The following is a 17363-nucleotide window of genomic DNA, read 5'->3' as shown; positions in this document are numbered from 1 at the left end:
GGCGCATAGCCCCTAAATGTTAGCGTTTAGTCAGGTTTTTTTGCAATTAAGATCGCACGCTTGGGAGCAGGGTGGCCTTCAATTGTTTTTGTTGAGTCATTTGGGTCTAGATATTCAGGTAATGAATTATGTTTCATCCATTCTGTTGAACGCTGCTCGCCAGTAGTTGTGACACATTCATCTACAATTTTCACATCAACAAAGCCAACGCTTTCAAGCCAGACTTTTAATGCCCGAGCCGATGGAAAGAAATAAACATTACGCATTTGCGCATAACGATCGACAGGCATTAATACCGCATTTTCATCACCATCAATAACCAGTGTTTCTAATACTAATTCGCCACCAGCCACTAATTGATTTTTTAATTGAATTAGGTGATCTAATGGAGAGCGACGGTGATAAAGAACTCCCATGCTAAATACGGTGTCAAACGCATTTAATTCAGGAAGTTGTTCTATCCCCAATGGTAATAGGTGAGCACGTTGGTCATTACCCATTAACTTACGGATAGCTTCAAACTGAATTAAAAATAGGTGCGATGGATCGATACCTACGCATAGGCGTGCTTCTTCACCAAGCATGCGCCACATATGATATCCGTTACCACAACCAACATCTAACACTGAACGATTTTTTAGTGGTGTAATGTGAGGTAGTAAACGATCCCACTTCCAGTCTGAGCGCCACTCTGTATCAATGTGAATATCGTGAACTGTAAAAGGCCCTTTACGCCAAGGGTGGAAAGTTTGTAATAAGTTTTCTAATTTTTTACGTTGTCCATCAGCTAAAGGTGTGTTATTTGATAACGTTACGGATGTTTTTAAATCAATGTTATCCGCACATCCTTCAGGGATTTTTTTAAGTGCTTTAGTCCAGCGTTCAATATCACCATGCTCTGCATTTTGCCAATCAGTCAATTGCTGAGGAAGCGTATTCAACCACGGTTGAAGGATAGTATCTTGAGAGATAAGAGTATAAAAATTAGCAAAATTAATCATTGAAGTATCTTAAATTAATAAATAAGTAAAAAAATAAAGGCAATATTTTGATTATTTTATGGCAAACATAGAGCCGAAATTGAAGCATTGGAACCAAACTTCCGCACTCTTAAAACCAATATCATTAAAGCGCTGTTTATGAGTATCAATGGTATCAGGCAGCATGACATGTTCGATAGCACTGCGCTTTTGACTGATCTCTAGTTCACTATAGCCATTTGCACGCTTGAAATCATGGTGCAGGTCGATAAGTAACTCGTTCGCGCTTTCATCTTCAAATATGTATTTCTCAGATAAGATAAGAATACCGCCAGGACGTAAACCAGCATAAATTTTTTCAAGTAAAGCACGGCGATCGATTGGCGCTAAAAACTGTAAGGTGAAGTTAAGAACGACAACAGATGCATCTTTAATATCAACATCTCGGATATCTGCTTCAATAATAGTCACTGGTGTGTCAGAGCGATAGGCATTAATAAGTAAACGACAACGTTCAACCATGGCTGAAGAGTTATCAACTCCAATAATTTGGCAGCCTTCTTGATTAATATGACGGCGCATAGAAAGTGTTGCCGCCCCTAATGAACACCCTAAATCGTACACATTTGAATGAGGTTTCGCGTAACGTTCAGCAAGCATTCCAATCGCGGAAATAATGTTACTATAGCCCGGGATTGAACGTTGGATCATATCTGGAAAAACTTCAGCAACACGTTCATCAAACGTGAAGTCACCAATTTTATCAATTGGGGCGGAAAATATTGTGTCAGGGTTAGCCATGGGATTCTCACAAAGGCAGTTTTTACATCCGTACTTACATTATACAATTCTAGGTAAATATTGGTGTACTACTTACCTAGAATGGCATTTTTCTGCGCGCTCCTGCGCATTTAGGTCACTATTGTAGTTAATTCTTATCTTAATGTCTTTAGAGCTGTGAAAGTTGAAAGTGAACTTTTTTTTCACCTTGCTATGTCGTTAAAGGGATTTTCCTTTATAATGCTGCTATATTTTTGCGTTTCGCTTATTAATTCAGCAAGCTAGCTGTTTTATTCGTCATTTTAGCAAGCGTAAATCGGTTTATGAAAAATGCAGTGAGTCTTTTTACTGTATTTACTATTGATATATATTAGATTGGGAAAATCATCATGCGCACCCATTACTGTGGTAACCTGAACAAGTCCCTGGCAGGGCAAACTGTAGAACTTTGCGGCTGGGTAAACCGTCGCCGTGATTTAGGCGGTCTTATCTTTATTGATATGCGAGATCGTGAAGGTATCGTTCAGGTAGTTGTTGACCCAGATATGAAAGATATCTTTTCAATCGCTAACCAACTGCGTAATGAGTTCTGTATCAAATTTACTGGTGAAGTACGTGTTCGTCCTGACAGCCAAGTAAATAAAGACATGGCTACGGGTGAAGTTGAACTTTACGCGACAGGTCTTGAGATCATCAACCGTTCGGAAGCACTTCCACTGGATTTCAACCAAACAAACTCAGAAGAACAACGCCTGAAGTACCGCTACATTGATTTACGTCGTCCAGAAATGAGTGACCGCATCAAGTTACGTGCTCGCGCATCTAGCTTCGTTCGTCGTTTCTTAGATGAGAACTTGTTCTTAGATATCGAAACACCAGTACTAACAAAAGCGACACCAGAAGGTGCTCGTGATTACCTAGTACCAAGCCGTGTTCATAAAGGCAGCTTCTACGCACTTCCACAATCACCACAGTTGTTTAAGCAACTTCTGATGATGTCTGGTTTTGACCGTTATTACCAAATCGTTAAATGTTTCCGTGATGAAGATTTACGTGCTGACCGTCAACCTGAATTTACCCAAATCGATATCGAAACGTCTTTCTTATCATCGACTCAAGTTCGTGAAATCACAGAGCGTCTAGTTCATGATATGTGGAAAGAGCTATTAGATGTTGAGCTTGGTCAATTCCCAATCATGCCATTCTCTGAAGCGATCCGTCGTTTTGGTTCTGATAAGCCAGATCTACGTAACCCACTAGAGTTAGTGGACGTTGCTGATCTTCTTAAAGAAGTTGAATTCCAAGTATTCTCTGGCCCTGCTAACGATGAAAAAGGCCGTGTAGCGGTTATTCGTGTTCCTGGTGGCGCATCGCTTTCTCGTAAGCAAATTGATGAATACGGTAAGTTCGTAGGTATCTACGGTGCGAAAGGTCTAGCTTGGATGAAAGTGAACGATCGTGCTGCTGGCTTTGAAGGTGTTCAATCACCTGTTGCTAAGTTCCTAAGCGAAGATATCGTAAATAGTATTTTAGAGCGTACTGAAGCTGAAACTGGCGACATCATTCTATTTGGTGCTGATAAAGCAGGCATCGTTGCAGAAGCAATGGGCGCTTTACGTATTAAATTAGGTGATGATCTTGAGCTTACAGATAAGAAAGCTTGGGCTCCACTTTGGGTTATCGATTTCCCAATGTTTGAAGAGGATGGCGAAGGTAACTTGCACGCAATGCATCACCCATTCACCTCTCCTTTAGGTGTTACAGCTGAAGAGCTCAAAGCAAACCCAGCAGCCGCTAATTCTGATGCGTACGACATGGTTATCAATGGCTATGAAGTGGGTGGTGGTTCTGTTCGTATCCACAATGCTGAAATGCAAACTGCAGTATTTGGCATTCTAGGTATTGAAGAGAAAGAGCAACAAGAGAAATTCGGTTTCTTACTTGAAGCGCTTAAATACGGTACGCCGCCACATGCAGGCCTTGCATTCGGTCTTGACCGTTTAGCTATGCTTCTTTGTGGAACTGAAAATATCCGTGATGTTATCGCATTCCCGAAAACAACAGCAGCAGCGTGTCTACTAACGAACGCACCAAGTCTTGCAAATCCTGAGTCTCTTACTGAGCTATCGATTGCAGTAAAACTTGCTGAGAAAAAAGACGCTTAATTAAGTTTTCTTTATTCTTAAAAATGCCCGTGTAATGCGGGCATTTTTGTATCTGCTCTATTTAAAACGAGACAAGCAAGTGCTAGTAATACCTTGAGTTTATGGGGATACCTCGCTAATATACATGTATAAATAATCAGTGGTTTTACTATGTCTATCATTTTAGGGATCGATCCCGGCTCTCGCATTACTGGCTACGGCGTTATTCGTCAAAATGGCCGACACCTACAATATTTAGGTAGCGGTTGTATCCGTATGTCAGAAAAAGAACTTCCTGGTCGTTTAAAACAAATATACGCAGGTGTTTCTGAAATTATTACTCAGTTTCAACCTGATGTATTCGCTATCGAACAAGTTTTTATGTCTAAAAATGCAGATTCAGCATTAAAGTTAGGCCAAGCACGAGGCAGTGCAATAGTAGCTGCTGTCAATGCGGATCTCCCAGTTTATGAATATGCAGCACGTTTAATTAAGCAAGCTGTAACAGGAACGGGTGGTGCAGATAAATCACAAGTTCAACATATGGTAATGAGTATGCTGAAACTTCCAGCAAAACCACAAGCCGATGCCGCCGATGGGCTAGGGGTTGCGATTTGTCATGCCAATACTAATAAAACCTTAATAGCCTTGGCAGGCAAAGCAACGAGTGTTCGACGTGGGAGATACCGCTAGAGTCTGTCAAATTCTCATTTCTTTTACTGGATATCTATCCAGTTCTTTATTACTATTCGATCTAGTTAATTTATTTTAAAGAGTATCTATTGTGATCGGACGCCTTCGTGGAAATCTATTAGAAAAACAACCACCAGAATTATTAATTGAAGTGAGTGGTATTGGCTATGAAGTCCAAATGCCAATGAGTTGTTTTTATGAGTTACCTGAGATTGGCACCGAAGCGATCATCTATATTCACTATGTAGTACGTGAAGATGCTCAATTGCTATATGGCTTTAATACTAAAAAAGAACGAGCTTTATTTAGAGAAGTGATTAAAGCTAATGGTGTTGGCCCTAAACTTGGCCTTGCTATTTTATCTGGAATGACAGCATCCCAATTTGTACAAAGTGTCGAGCGTGAAGATATTTCAACCTTAGTGAAATTACCTGGTGTTGGAAAGAAAACAGCAGAGCGTCTAGTTGTTGAAATGAAAGACCGTTTGAAAGGGTGGGGTGCTGGTGATTTATTTACTCCAGCAACTGATGCTGCGCCAATGGACGATGGTTCTAATCTAATTTATTCTCCTCAAAGTGCACAAGATGAAGCGGTAAGTGCATTGATATCTCTTGGTTATAAGCAGGTACAGGCGTCTAAAATTATTTCTCAAATAGCAAAACCTGATATGACAAGCGAAGCATTAATTCGTGAATCATTGAAATCTATGATCTAATAACAATTCCAGTAATTATCTGGACATTATTATCTAATTAATTACATTGGTATAATATTTGTCAATACTCGCTATGAATTTTTTTATTTACTATTATTTATTGAATCGCTGAGTGCCATTTTATGATTGAAGCTGATCGCCTTATTGCTGCTGATAACCCTGTTTTTCGTGAAGAAGAAGTCATCGATCGAGCGATACGACCTAAGAAACTAGAAGACTATAGAGGTCAAGACCATGTTCGCAGCCAGATGGAGATTTTCATTAAAGCAGCACAAATGCGTAATGAACCCCTCGATCATCTATTGATTTTTGGTCCACCAGGTTTGGGTAAAACGACATTAGCGAATATCGTTGCCAACGAGATGGAAGTAAATATTCGTACGACTTCTGGTCCTGTTCTTGAAAAAGCAGGAGATTTGGCGGCGCTTCTGACTAACTTAGAAGAAAACGACATTTTATTTATTGATGAGATCCATCGATTAAGCCCAGTTGTTGAAGAGATACTCTACCCAGCTATGGAAGATTATCAGTTAGATATTATGATTGGTGAGGGCCCTGCAGCTCGCTCTATTAAAATTGACTTACCCCCTTTTACTCTTATCGGTGCAACGACAAGGGCCGGTTCACTAACGTCTCCACTGCGTGATCGTTTTGGTATTGTGCAACGATTAGAGTATTACAAAGTCGAGGATCTTCAATATATTGTTCAACGTAGTGCAGATTGCCTGAATTTATCGATGGAATCTGAAGGTGCGCTTGAAGTTGCCCGTCGCGCTCGTGGTACACCACGTATTGCTAATCGATTATTACGTCGAGTACGGGATTATGCGGATGTAATGAGCGATAGTCATATATCTTCTGATATTGCAGACAAAGCGTTGAACATGCTTGATGTAGATGTTCGAGGTTTTGATTATATGGATAGAAAGCTTTTATTAGCCATTATGGAAAAATTTGATGGCGGTCCGGTTGGTCTTGATAATATTGCGGCAGCTATTGGCGAAGAAAGAGATACGATTGAAGATGTCATCGAACCTTACTTGATTCAACAAGGTTATTTACAACGAACACCAAGAGGGCGAATTGTTTCTGATCGTGCTTATTTGCATTTTGGCATTGATAGACCAGAAAAATAGTCAAAAGTTACTTATTCATAATTTGTCATAGTACATACTATAAGATAATAAGTTTAGTGAAAGCGGGTGATCAAAATCATCCGTTTTTTCGTATGAGAAAGGTGTAAATTGTGAAAAACATGTGTTTATGTAAAAAAACTGTAATTAACTTTCAAAAAAGGGACAAATCTTTTGAAAGATATCGTGTTTCCTATTAATATTAGCGAGTTCTATATTAGGTTATGCTTAACATTAAGCTAACGTTTTTTACACAACTACGTAACACTTTATGGTTACCGATACGGTTATAACTATTAGAGCCATAAAATAGTGTCACATTCACCCAAATAGAGTGAAAGCACTGTGTCATTCAGCCTGGCACAAAGGAGTTCTCATGATCACTGATGTAGTGGAGTTATCGCGATTGCAGTTTGCAATGACAGCGATGTATCACTTCCTATTCGTTCCTCTGACTTTAGGTATGGCCTTTTTATTGGCTATCATGGAGTCTTTATATGTAATGACAGACAAACAAATCTACAAGGACATGACAAAGTTCTGGGGTAAGTTGTTTGGTATTAACTTCGCATTAGGTGTTGCTACGGGCCTAACGATGGAGTTCCAGTTTGGTACTAACTGGGCTTATTATTCTCACTATGTTGGTGATATCTTCGGGGCACCTCTTGCCATCGAAGCACTAATGGCTTTCTTCCTAGAATCTACTTTTGTAGGTTTATTCTTCTTTGGTTGGGATCGTTTATCAAAACGTCAGCACCTTACAGTGACGTGGTTAGTTGCTTTAGGTTCTAACTTCTCAGCGCTTTGGATTCTAGTGGCTAATGGTTGGATGCAAAACCCAGTAGGTGCGGAATTTAACTTTGAAACAATGCGTATGGAAATGGTGAGCTTCGCTGAAGTTGTACTAAATCCGGTAGCACAAGTTAAATTCGTACATACGGTAGCTTCGGGTTATACCTGTGGTGCAATGTTTGTTCTTGGTGTGAGTTCTTACTACCTACTTAAAGGTCGTGATATTGCATTTGCACGTCGTTCATTTGCTATTGCAGCTTCTTTTGGTATGGCATCAATTTTATCTGTAATGGTACTTGGTGATGAATCTGGCTATGAGCTAGGTGAAGTTCAACAAGTTAAACTTGCAGCGATTGAAGCAGAATGGCACACAGAAGAAGCACCTGCAGCATTTACTGTTATTGGTTTACCAAATCAAGAAACAATGGAAACGGATTACGCAATTAAGATCCCATATGTTATGGGTATTATTGCGACGCGTTCATTAGATAAGCAGGTAACTGGTTTACGTGATCTTAAAGACCAACACGAACTTCGTATTCGTAACGGTATGGTTGCATACGGTTTACTTGAAAAATTACGTAATGGTGAGAAAACACCAGAAAACATCGCTGCGTTTGATGACGTTAAGCATGACTTAGGCTATGGCCTATTGCTGAAACGTTATACTGACAAAGTAGTTGATGCGTCTGAAGAGCAAATTAAAGCCGCTGCGGATGATTCAATTCCAACAGTATGGCCGTTGTTCTTCTCATTCCGTATCATGGTTGCGTGTGGTGTAGCTATGCTACTTATCTTTGGTTTTGCTTTTGTTCAGACTTGTCGTCAAAAGATTGGTCAAAAACAATGGCTACTTAAAGCAGCGCTATTTGGTATGCCACTACCATGGATTGCGATTGAAGCAGGTTGGTTCGTTGCAGAATATGGTCGTCAACCATGGGCTGTTGGTGAAATCTTACCAGTTCACGTAGCAGCATCAGCATTGACAGCAACAGAGATCTTAATCTCAATGGCTGCAATCATTGGCTTATACACGATATTCTTGATTGCTGAAGTTTACCTAATGGTGAAATTCGCGCGCAAAGGTCCAAGCAGCCTAAAAACAGGTCGCTACCACTTTGAGCAAGACGGTCAAGATTCAGAAGCGAAATTAACTCGCCAAGTAGAAGCATAAAAACGGAGATTTGAGCAATGTTTGATTATGAAGTATTGCGATTTGTTTGGTGGGCATTAATCGGTGTATTACTGATTGGCTTCGCTGTAACAGATGGTTTCGATATGGGTGTTGGTGCACTAGTACCTGTTATCGGAAAAACAGATTCAGAACGTCGAGTTATGATTAACTCAATTGCCCCACACTGGGATGGTAACCAAGTATGGTTAATCACTGCCGGTGGTGCATTATTTGCTGCATGGCCATTAGTATATGCTGCATCATTCTCAGGTTTTTACCTAGCAATGATCGTAACATTAGCAGCATTATGGTTCCGTCCAGTAGGGTTTGATTACCGTTCTAAAATCGAAGATAAACGCTGGCGTTCAGCGTGGGATGCTGCGATCTTTATCGGTAGCTTTGTACCACCAGTGATCTTTGGCGTTGCGTTTGGTAATTTACTTCAAGGTGTACCATTCGAGTTAAACAACCTAATGATGCTGAGTTATCATGGCGGTTTCTTTGAGTTGTTAAACCCATTTGCATTGCTTTGTGGTTTAGTGAGTTCAGCAATGTTCATCACTCAAGGTGCGACATGGCTACAGATGAAAACAACAGAAGAGCTTCATACTCGCTCTCGTAATGTAGCGATGATTTGTAGTGTTGCTGTTATTGTCCTGTTTGTTATCGCTGGTTTCTGGGCTCAAAGCATCGAAGGTTATGTAATTACTACGGTTCTTGATCACAATGCAGCCTCTGATCCACTAAATAAAGAAGTGGTTCGTGAAGTAGGTGCGCTATTCAATAATTATAATGAATATCCACTACTTTGGATTGCTCCAGCACTCGCTGTGATCATGCCTATCGTTACTATTATAGCTTCTCGTGCAAATATCGGTGGTTTAGCGTTCTTAAGTTCTAGCTTAACGAATGCGGGTGTTATTTTAACGTCTGGTTTCGCATTATTCCCATTCGTAATGCCATCAAGCTTTAATCCTGATCATGGTTTAACTATGTGGGATGCGACATCAAGTGAATTGACGCTGCGATTAATGACTTATGTTGCTATCGTAATGGTGCCAATTATTCTTGCTTATACCATTTGGACGTACTACAAAATGTTTGGTCGTCTTGATTCTAAATTCATTGAAGAGAACAAAACGTCTCTTTACTAAGGAGTATTTATTATGTGGTATTTCGCATGGATCCTAGGTGTGCTACTAGCATGTTCATTTGCAATCATTAATGCACTTTGGTTAGAGCATTCAGAAATGATGGACAAAGACAGTGAGTAATCTCGCTGACAAAATAGACAGCGTCCACAGCCCAATCAACAATATCGTAGTACGATTATTGTTGGTTGCAGCTGCGGTATTTCACATGGCAATGCTGATGTGGGAACCAAGAGTGTACTCAGAACAAATTGGTGGATTTAGTGGCTTATTAGCCCCAAGCTTAATTTATTCAGTGTGTACTGCATTCATTTTTGCTGTGGGTTTTACTCCTCATAAATGGATTTGGAAGCTGATATTTAGTCCGTATTTTTCAATAGCAATCTTAGGCTACTTTAGTTACTTGTATTTTTTCTAAAGTGATAAGCCGATAAAAGTTTGTGTACTGCAACAGCATACTAAGCAGTTTGTTACTTATTTAAGTATCAAACTGCTTTTTTTTGATGAAATAGCCTAAAATTCTGATTTGTTATAGTGATGCTAATAAAAAATCGGTTATAGTGAGCAATGGATTTTTCAAAAAGAAAAGAGAAAAATGTAATGGATAACAACACGTTTGAATGGCCGATCACTATTTATTATGAAGACACAGACGCTGGCGGAGTTGTATACCATTCTAACTATTTAAAGTTTTTTGAACGAGCACGAACGGAATTATTGCGCCATCATGGTGTCTCTCAACAAGTACTGTTAAAGCAATCGATAGGATTTGTTGTAAAAAGTATTAATATTGATTTCATTCAAGCTGCACGGTTAGACGAACAGCTCAAAGTTGAAACATCTATAACAGAATTTAAAAAAGTATCGCTAACCTTTTGTCAGTTATTGGTTAATTCTGAAGGGAAGGTATTGTGCAAAGCTACGGTTAAGGTAGCCTGTATTGATAACTCAAAGATGAAACCAACAGCGATTCCATCATTTATACTATCGGAGATAACTTGTGACAGGTGAACTATCAATTCTCGATCTATTTCTACAAGCTAGTTTATTAGTTAAGATCGTGATGCTTATTTTATTAGGCTTGTCGGTAACATCATGGGCCATGATCTTCAAGCGCTCAAAAATTTTAGCCGTTGCTCGTATTGATGCAGAACGCTTCGAAGATAAATTCTGGTCAGGAATGGATCTGTCACAGCTGTTTAATGAAGTGAAAGTTCGTAAAGATCGAATCAGTGGTACTGAAAAAATCTTCTATTCTGGCTTTAATGAGTTTGCTCGCTTATCTCGAGTGAGTTCATCGTCTGAAGCGGTAATGGATGGAACATCTAGAGCTATGCGCGTTACGATTTCGCGAGAGGTAGACGCTCTTGAAACCAACCTACCTTTTCTTGCAACTGTCGGTTCTATAACACCATACATAGGTTTATTTGGTACCGTATGGGGTATCATGCATGCGTTTATTGCGCTAGGAGCAGTAAAGCAAGCAACACTAGCAATGGTTGCTCCAGGTATCGCTGAAGCATTGGTTGCAACAGCCATGGGCTTATTTGCTGCGATTCCAGCGGTTATTGCCTATAATAGACTTAGTGTTAAAGTTGGCAAGTTAGAGCATAACTACGCTGCTTTTATGGATGAGTTCTCAAGCATTTTACATCGTCAAACTATGGCAAGTCAGGAGAAGTAATGTCTGGCTATCAACCTAAGAAAAGAAAATTAACGGCTGAAATTAATGTGGTTCCCTACATTGATGTCATGTTGGTGTTATTAATTATCTTTATGGTAACGGCTCCGTTTGTCACTCAAGGGGTAGATGTTGAATTACCAGAGATGAGTAACACAAAATCGGCGCAAGCGATGGCGGGTGAAGATCCTAATGCAACATTTATCATTGTTGAAATTGATAAAGATGGAAACCTTGGCTTAAGTGTTGATAATCAAGATGTTCGTCGGCCTATGTCAATGCAAGAGGTGATCACTAATGTGAAAGCAGAGTTGAGCATTAAACCTAATTCACCCGTTGCGGTAGGTGGGGACGCTAGCACGCCATATGCAGAGATTGTTTTAGTTCTTGATGAATTAAGTCGTGCCGGGGTGAGTAAAGTTGGATTACTTACCGATCTCAAGGAATAGAAGTGAATAATCATTAATGAAATCGGATAATAATTACACTTTTGCTATTATTGTATCTGTCGTGTTGCACTTGTTGCTCGTGGCAGCGCTTATCTTTGGCAGTGATTTTTCTCTGGATCACAAAGCAAAGCCTAATACTATCCAAGCCGTTGTGATCGATCCAAATACGATTGCAAAACAAGCGTCTCAGATCCGTCAAGAGAGAGAACGAGCAGAGCGTGCTGAACAAGAACGTTTAAAGCGATTAAAACAACAAGCTGCTCAGTTAGAAAAAAATCGAAAAGCGGAAGAAGATCGAATTCGAAAACTAAAAGAACAACAAGTTAAAGAGAAAAAAGCGGCTCGAGAAGCTGAAGAAGAACGTAAAAAAGCAGTAGCAGAAGCTAAGAAACAAAAAGAGCGTGCGGTTGCTGAAGAAGTTGAACGAAAACGTAAAGCGGATGCCGCTGCAAAAGCTGAAGTAGCAAAACAGGCTAAAATTAAGGCTGATAAAGAAAAAGCCGCAAAAGAGGCAGCAAAGAAAGCGCAATTAGAAAAAGAACGCGCAGCAAAAGCGGAAGCGGATCGTAAAGCAAAAGAAAAAGCGGCGAAAGTAGAAGCAGAAAGAGTCGCAAAAGACAAAGCAGCAGCTGCTGAAAAAGTACGTAAAGAAAAAGAGCGTGTAGAGAAAGCAGAAGCTGAGCGAAAGCAAAAAGAAGCAGCGCTAAATGATATTTTTGCAGGGTTAGAAGATGAGACAGTTCAAAACTCATCGGCTAAGCAGCAACATATTGATGATGAAGTGAATCGGCACGCTGCTATTTACACTCAAATGATTCAACAGAACCTATTGGTTGATGAAACCTATGTAGGCAAAAGTTGTAGAGTAAAAATTAAGTTAGCGTCATCAGGGTTACTTTTATCTGTGACAACATTAGGTGGAGATGCACAAGTTTGCCGTGCAGCAAAAACGGCGGTAACTAAAGTAAATGTATTCCCGATGCCAAAAGATTTAGATGTTGTTGCTAAATTAACGAACATAAACCTTACGGTTCAACCAGAATAAGGAAGCTCAAGTGCTAAAACGATGGATATTAACTCTCTTTGTTGCTTGTTTAACATTTAGTCAAGCAACAAGAGCTGAATTAGAGTTGGTCATAACAGAAGGCATTGATTCTGCAAGGCCAATCGGTATTGTGCCGTTTAAGTGGCATGGTGAGGCTAAATTACCACAAGATATTTCCGCTATTATCTCGTCAGATCTACAACGCAGTGGCAAATTTAGCCCAGTGGCAATTAATAAAATGCCTCAAACACCTTATAAAGACTCGGATATAAATTACGAGGCTTGGACTAGAATGGGTGTAGATGCGATTGTTACAGGTGAAGTGAAACTTAATGCTCAAGGTAAATACGAAGTTACCTATAAATTAATCGATGTCGTTCGTGGTCAATTAACGAAAGGTCAATCGAAGGCTCTTAACAGCACTGGTGAATTGGTATTGACTCGAGAGCATATTCTTGTCAATAAAGTTGCAACACTATCGAAAAAACAGTTACGTAAATACGCACACCGTATCTCTGATGTCGTTTATGAAAAATTGACAGGTGAGAGAGGGGCATTCCTAACTCGTATAGCTTATGTTGTGGTTAATGATAAAGCACAATATCCGTATCAGCTACGAGTTGCTGATTATGATGGTTACAATGAACGTTTAGTATTAAAATCAAAACAACCAATTATGTCACCTGCGTGGTCTCCTGATGGAAAAAAATTAGCTTATGTGAGTTTTGAAAACAGAAAATCACAAGTTTTTATTATGGATATTTACACAGGTAAGAGAGAATTAATTGCCTCTTACCCTCGTCATAATGGTGCACCACGTTTTTCACATGACGGCAAAGAATTAGCCATCGTATTGTCCAAAACGGGAAGTTTGAATATTTATATCGTGAATCTAGAGACGAAGAAAATACGTCAAATAACGCACGGAAGATCGAATAATACGGAACCTTTTTGGGCTCCTGATAACAAGTCTTTAATATTTACTTCAGATCGGGGTGGTAAACCTCAGATATATAGAGTAAATTTAAAAGATGGTTCAACAAAACGTTTAACTTGGCAGGGGAGTCAAAATCTTGGTGGGCAGATTACTCCGGACGGTAAATCTATTATTATGGTGAATCGCTCAGAGACTGGATATAGTCTAGCGAAACAAGATTTAGAAACAGGCTCTTTCCAGGTATTAACCAAGACACTGCTGGATGAGTCACCAAGTATTGCGCCAAATGGCGGTATGGTGATTTACAGTTCCATTTATAGAAAACAGAATGTACTTTCAATGGTTTCTATCGATGGCCGTTTTAAAGCTCGCTTACCAGCGACAAACGGACGTGTAAGGGCACCAGCGTGGTCGCCATTTTTATAGCTACTAAATATTTAGGTAATAAGGAAAATATAATGCAACTAAATAAACTTCTTAAGAGTCTTTTTATCGCACTGCCTGTGGTTGCTCTTTCTGCTTGTAGTTCTAGCGACAGCGCAACTAACAGTACTGCTGGCCAAGAATCAACAAATGCTGCAGAATCTCAAACAACAAATGGTGCAGAGGTTCAAACAGATACTATTGTTGTTACGTCTGTTCAAGTTGATGAGGTAATGACAGAGGCTGAAGTTCGTGCACAAGCAGAGCAAGAGCTTCGTCAAATAAACACAGTTTTCTTTGCATTTAATAACTCAGCAATTGCTCCTGAATACGATGATATACTTGCTGCTCATGCTGCTTTCCTAAGCGCTGATCCTTCAGTTAAAGTAACTGTTGAAGGTCATGCTGATGAGCGTGGTACTCCTGAGTACAATATCGCACTAGGTGAGCGTCGTGCTAAAGCGGTATCTAAATACCTACAAGCTTTAGGTGTTTCTGCTGACCAAATCTCTATCGTAAGCTACGGTGAAGAGAAACCACTGGTTCTTGGTCACACTGCTGAAGATTACGCTAAAAACCGTCGCGCAGTATTAGTATACTAATCGATAGTTTATAAGGCTGACTTATATGAAATACAGTAACCTGAAGCGAATTGTTCCGCTTACGTTGCTGGCTAGTGCGGCGACCCTTGTGGTCGCCGCACCTGCTCCAGTCACAGATTTAAATGCGACTTCCAATTCTACTTCTTCTGCTCCTGCATCTTCAGCGAGCATTGAGCGTTTAGAGCGCCTGATAAAAAGCCGTAACCAAATTCAGCTTCAGCTTCAGCAGCAGCTTGATGGTTTATCAGAAGAATTGTCAGAAATGCGTGGAATGGTTGAACGTAATAGCTATGAGCTTGATCAAATGCTAGAACGTCAACGTCAGCTATATATTGAGATCGATACACTGAGAACAGCAAAGCCAGTACCAGTAACAACTCCAGAAGAAGCGACTGATAGTTCCTCAGGTGCTTATGCTGCTGATACCAATGAAAACGAAGCATATCAAAATGCAGTTGATTTAATCTTAAAGAAAAAAGATTATGCTGGCGCAACCAAAGCATTCCAAGATTTTGTTGCAGCCTATCCTGACTCTGTATATAGCTCAAACGCACATTATTGGTTAGGACAGCTTTACTTTGCTCAGAAAAATGACATAGAAGCTGCAAAAAGTTTCGCAAAAGTAGTAAGTTATGCTGATTCAAATAAACGTGCAGATGCTTTATTAAAATTAGGTGAACTTGCTAAACGAAATAACAATAAAGCTACCGCTCAAAAATATTATCAAAAAGTGATTTCTGAATATCCAGATAGCACAACAGCGAAAACAGCTAATAATCAGTTAAAATCGTTATAGATAGAAACTAAAAAGGAGCCGAAGAGCTCCTTTTTTATTGTCTCTAACTTGCTGCCAATAGCATAAGGCGTATAATATCAAGATTATTTTAAGATATTAATGAGCTAAGCAATGGGCCACATTTTAGACCACGTCGATACGCTATATCCTTTTCCGCCAAAACCTATCAAATTAAGCGCCGATGAGAAAACGCAGTACATCGCGAAAATTAAGCAGTTGCTTAGCGATAAAAATGCGGTATTAATTGCTCATTATTATACAGACCCTGGGATCCAAGCATTAGCAGAAGAGACAGGCGGCTTTGTTGGCGATTCACTTGAAATGGCTAAATTTGGTAATCGCCATGATGCAAAGACATTAGTTATTGCTGGTGTTCGTTTTATGGGTGAATCTGCAAAGATTTTAACACCTGAAAAAACAATCTTAATGCCAACACTAGAAGCCGAATGTTCGCTTGATCTTGGTTGTCCTGCTGATAAGTTCACAGAGTTCTGTGATGCTCATCCTGATCACACCGTTGTTGTTTATGCTAATACCTCAGCAGCAGTAAAAGCGCGTGCTGATTGGGTCGTAACATCAAGTATCGCACTAGAAATTGTTGAGCACCTTGATGATGAAGATAAGAAGATCATTTGGGGACCAGATCGTCATTTAGGTTCATACATTGCAAACAAAACAGGCGCAGACATGCTGTTATGGCAGGGTGAATGTATTGTTCATGATGAGTTCTCAGCAAAAGCACTAAAAGATGCAAAAGCACTTAATCCTGATGCGGCTGTTCTTGTTCATCCAGAGTCACCAGCTAGTGTGGTTGAGTTAGCAGATGCGGTTGGTTCTACAAGTCAGTTAATTAAAGCAGCGAAAGAGTTACCGCAACAGAAAATGATTGTGGCAACTGACAAAGGTATCTTCTTCAAGATGCAGCAAATGGTGCCAGAAAAAGAGCTATTAGAAGCACCAACAGCCGGTGCTGGTGCAACATGCCGTAGCTGTGCTCACTGTCCGTGGATGGCGATGAACGGTCTTGTAGCGATTGAGAAGGCTCTCAGTGAAGGTGGTGCAGAACATGAAATCTTTGTTGATGAAGAAACACGTCTAAAATCACTTATTCCATTAAATCGCATGTTAGATTTTGCAGAGCAACTAAACGCAAATAAGTAATGCTTTATATAGTTAAATAAAAATGGCGACCAAGTTGGTCGCCATTTTTGTTATTGGCTTTTCTTTTATTCGTCGCGACTTGCTTCAGCTTCTGCAAGTTCAAAACCACGTATGGTTAAGCCTGATAGCATCATAGGAACTGCGTTATAGATTTCTCTGAACTCATCTAAACCTTCAATGCCTTGCTCTTCTAATGTTGCTAATGCGGTTTCAGGATCAAATAGCATACTAATAGAAAGCAATACACCACCAAGTAGCGCATTATTTTCGCTTTCTTCTGGCATCAGTGTTTCCCAATCGTCACGCGTTAACTGCCAACCTTGTAATAAACCTTCAGAGAATTGACGAGTTTGTGCTGTTACAATCTCTTCATCATCAAGTTGACATGCTTCCGGCCATTGCCACTGACCAGATAAAAATGCTTCGCGATACTCATTCCATAGGTTAACTACAGCATTAGCGTACGCTTCTAAATCTTCTGCTGTGGTAAAAGGAGATATTTCTTCACCACCCCATAAAAAAGCTAACCACTCATTAGGATTGATAAGGTTTGGAGCCGCAGCCATCGCCGCAATAAAACCTTGTGTTTGTGCCTCTGTAAGTAGTTTATTTTCTAATTCAGGGTTTGAAAGAATTGCCGTAAGTGATAAAGACATAATGTTCTCATTCCATTCAAGTTTTCATTATTGTATCAAGAACTTTTAATA

Annotated in this window: 19 protein-coding genes; 16 read left to right on the top strand and 3 right to left on the bottom strand. The window is 39.8% G+C overall.

The window, feature by feature from the left end; translation table 11 throughout:
* Window positions 1-26 precede the first annotated feature (26 nt).
* Together cmoB and cmoA are read right to left on the bottom strand one after the other, a co-directional pair.
* Window positions 27-1001 (bottom strand): tRNA 5-methoxyuridine(34)/uridine 5-oxyacetic acid(34) synthase CmoB, encoded by a 975-nt coding sequence (cmoB, locus tag F8B77_RS01225; RefSeq protein ID WP_151653012.1) that lies wholly within the window; start codon window positions 999-1001, stop codon window positions 27-29.
* Window positions 1002-1052: 51 nt separating this feature from the next.
* The gene (gene cmoA, locus F8B77_RS01220) at window positions 1053-1781 is read right to left on the bottom strand and encodes a carboxy-S-adenosyl-L-methionine synthase CmoA (protein WP_151653010.1); all 729 of its coding nucleotides are present in this window, start codon (window positions 1779-1781) and stop codon (window positions 1053-1055) included.
* 368 nt (window positions 1782-2149) lie between these two features.
* Between cmoA and aspS the strand changes: the two genes are divergently transcribed.
* The 16 genes from aspS to nadA all read left to right on the top strand — a co-directional run bounded on the left by aspS (window position 2150) and on the right by nadA (window position 16656).
* Window positions 2150-3925, top strand: a complete 1776-nt coding sequence (gene aspS, locus F8B77_RS01215; RefSeq protein ID WP_130048432.1) for an aspartate--tRNA ligase — start codon at window positions 2150-2152, stop codon at window positions 3923-3925.
* Between the two features lie 150 nt (window positions 3926-4075).
* Entirely contained in the window at window positions 4076-4597 is a 522-nt protein-coding gene (gene ruvC / locus F8B77_RS01210) for a crossover junction endodeoxyribonuclease RuvC (RefSeq protein WP_151653008.1), read from the top strand.
* Between the two features lie 91 nt (window positions 4598-4688).
* Window positions 4689-5312 (top strand): Holliday junction branch migration protein RuvA, encoded by a 624-nt coding sequence (ruvA, locus tag F8B77_RS01205; RefSeq protein ID WP_151653006.1) that lies wholly within the window; start codon window positions 4689-4691, stop codon window positions 5310-5312.
* A gap of 122 nt (window positions 5313-5434) precedes the next feature.
* Complete coding sequence (gene ruvB / locus F8B77_RS01200; protein WP_151653004.1) at window positions 5435-6448, top strand: Holliday junction branch migration DNA helicase RuvB; 1014 nt, start codon at window positions 5435-5437, stop codon at window positions 6446-6448.
* 376 nt (window positions 6449-6824) lie between these two features.
* Window positions 6825-8411 (top strand): cytochrome ubiquinol oxidase subunit I, encoded by a 1587-nt coding sequence (cydA, locus tag F8B77_RS01195; RefSeq protein WP_165366798.1) that lies wholly within the window; start codon window positions 6825-6827, stop codon window positions 8409-8411.
* Window positions 8412-8428: 17 nt separating this feature from the next.
* Window positions 8429-9565, top strand: coding sequence for a cytochrome d ubiquinol oxidase subunit II (gene cydB / locus F8B77_RS01190; RefSeq protein WP_151653002.1), 1137 nt, complete (start codon window positions 8429-8431; stop codon window positions 9563-9565).
* Window positions 9566-9577: 12 nt separating this feature from the next.
* Window positions 9578-9685, top strand: coding sequence for a cytochrome bd-I oxidase subunit CydX (cydX, locus tag F8B77_RS01185; RefSeq protein ID WP_012550467.1), 108 nt, complete (start codon window positions 9578-9580; stop codon window positions 9683-9685).
* Window positions 9678-9980, top strand: coding sequence for a cyd operon YbgE family protein (locus F8B77_RS01180; protein WP_151653000.1), 303 nt, complete (start codon window positions 9678-9680; stop codon window positions 9978-9980). Before cydX ends, F8B77_RS01180 begins: the two co-directional genes overlap by 8 nt.
* A 182-nt stretch (window positions 9981-10162) precedes the next feature.
* Window positions 10163-10573, top strand: a complete 411-nt coding sequence (gene ybgC / locus F8B77_RS01175) for a tol-pal system-associated acyl-CoA thioesterase (RefSeq protein ID WP_130043244.1) — start codon at window positions 10163-10165, stop codon at window positions 10571-10573.
* Window positions 10563-11246, top strand: coding sequence for a protein TolQ (gene tolQ / locus F8B77_RS01170; protein ID WP_151652998.1), 684 nt, complete (start codon window positions 10563-10565; stop codon window positions 11244-11246). The genes ybgC and tolQ overlap by 11 nt, the downstream gene beginning before the upstream one ends.
* Window positions 11246-11692 carry a protein TolR gene (gene tolR / locus F8B77_RS01165; RefSeq protein WP_151652996.1) on the top strand — a complete coding sequence of 149 codons (447 nt, stop codon included), beginning with the start codon at window positions 11246-11248 and terminating at the stop codon, window positions 11690-11692. Before tolQ ends, tolR begins: the two co-directional genes overlap by 1 nt.
* A 16-nt stretch (window positions 11693-11708) precedes the next feature.
* Window positions 11709-12737 carry a cell envelope integrity protein TolA gene (gene tolA, locus F8B77_RS01160; protein ID WP_151652994.1) on the top strand — a complete coding sequence of 343 codons (1029 nt, stop codon included), beginning with the start codon at window positions 11709-11711 and terminating at the stop codon, window positions 12735-12737.
* Between the two features lie 10 nt (window positions 12738-12747).
* The gene (gene tolB / locus F8B77_RS01155) at window positions 12748-14100 is read left to right on the top strand and encodes a Tol-Pal system beta propeller repeat protein TolB (RefSeq protein WP_151652992.1); all 1353 of its coding nucleotides are present in this window, start codon (window positions 12748-12750) and stop codon (window positions 14098-14100) included.
* Between the two features lie 32 nt (window positions 14101-14132).
* A complete protein-coding gene (pal, locus tag F8B77_RS01150; RefSeq protein WP_151652990.1) occupies window positions 14133-14699 on the top strand; it encodes a peptidoglycan-associated lipoprotein Pal in 567 nt (188 codons plus the stop codon).
* A gap of 25 nt (window positions 14700-14724) precedes the next feature.
* The gene (gene ybgF, locus F8B77_RS01145) at window positions 14725-15495 is read left to right on the top strand and encodes a tol-pal system protein YbgF (RefSeq protein ID WP_151652988.1); all 771 of its coding nucleotides are present in this window, start codon (window positions 14725-14727) and stop codon (window positions 15493-15495) included.
* 111 nt (window positions 15496-15606) lie between these two features.
* Window positions 15607-16656, top strand: a complete 1050-nt coding sequence (gene nadA / locus F8B77_RS01140; protein ID WP_151652985.1) for a quinolinate synthase NadA — start codon at window positions 15607-15609, stop codon at window positions 16654-16656.
* A gap of 65 nt (window positions 16657-16721) precedes the next feature.
* Here nadA and F8B77_RS01135 read toward each other — a convergent pair whose 3' ends face one another.
* Window positions 16722-17312: a UPF0149 family protein gene (locus tag F8B77_RS01135; protein ID WP_151652983.1), complete on the bottom strand. Its 591-nt coding sequence runs from the start codon at window positions 17310-17312 to the stop codon at window positions 16722-16724.
* Between the last annotated feature and the right edge of the window lie 51 nt (window positions 17313-17363).

The sequence above is a fragment of the Aliivibrio finisterrensis genome (genome assembly GCF_008933155.1).
GTDB lineage: Bacteria > Pseudomonadota > Gammaproteobacteria > Enterobacterales > Vibrionaceae > Aliivibrio > Aliivibrio finisterrensis.
The sequence above is the reverse complement of the archived record's forward strand: the minus strand, read 5'-3'. Positions and strand labels throughout refer to the sequence as shown.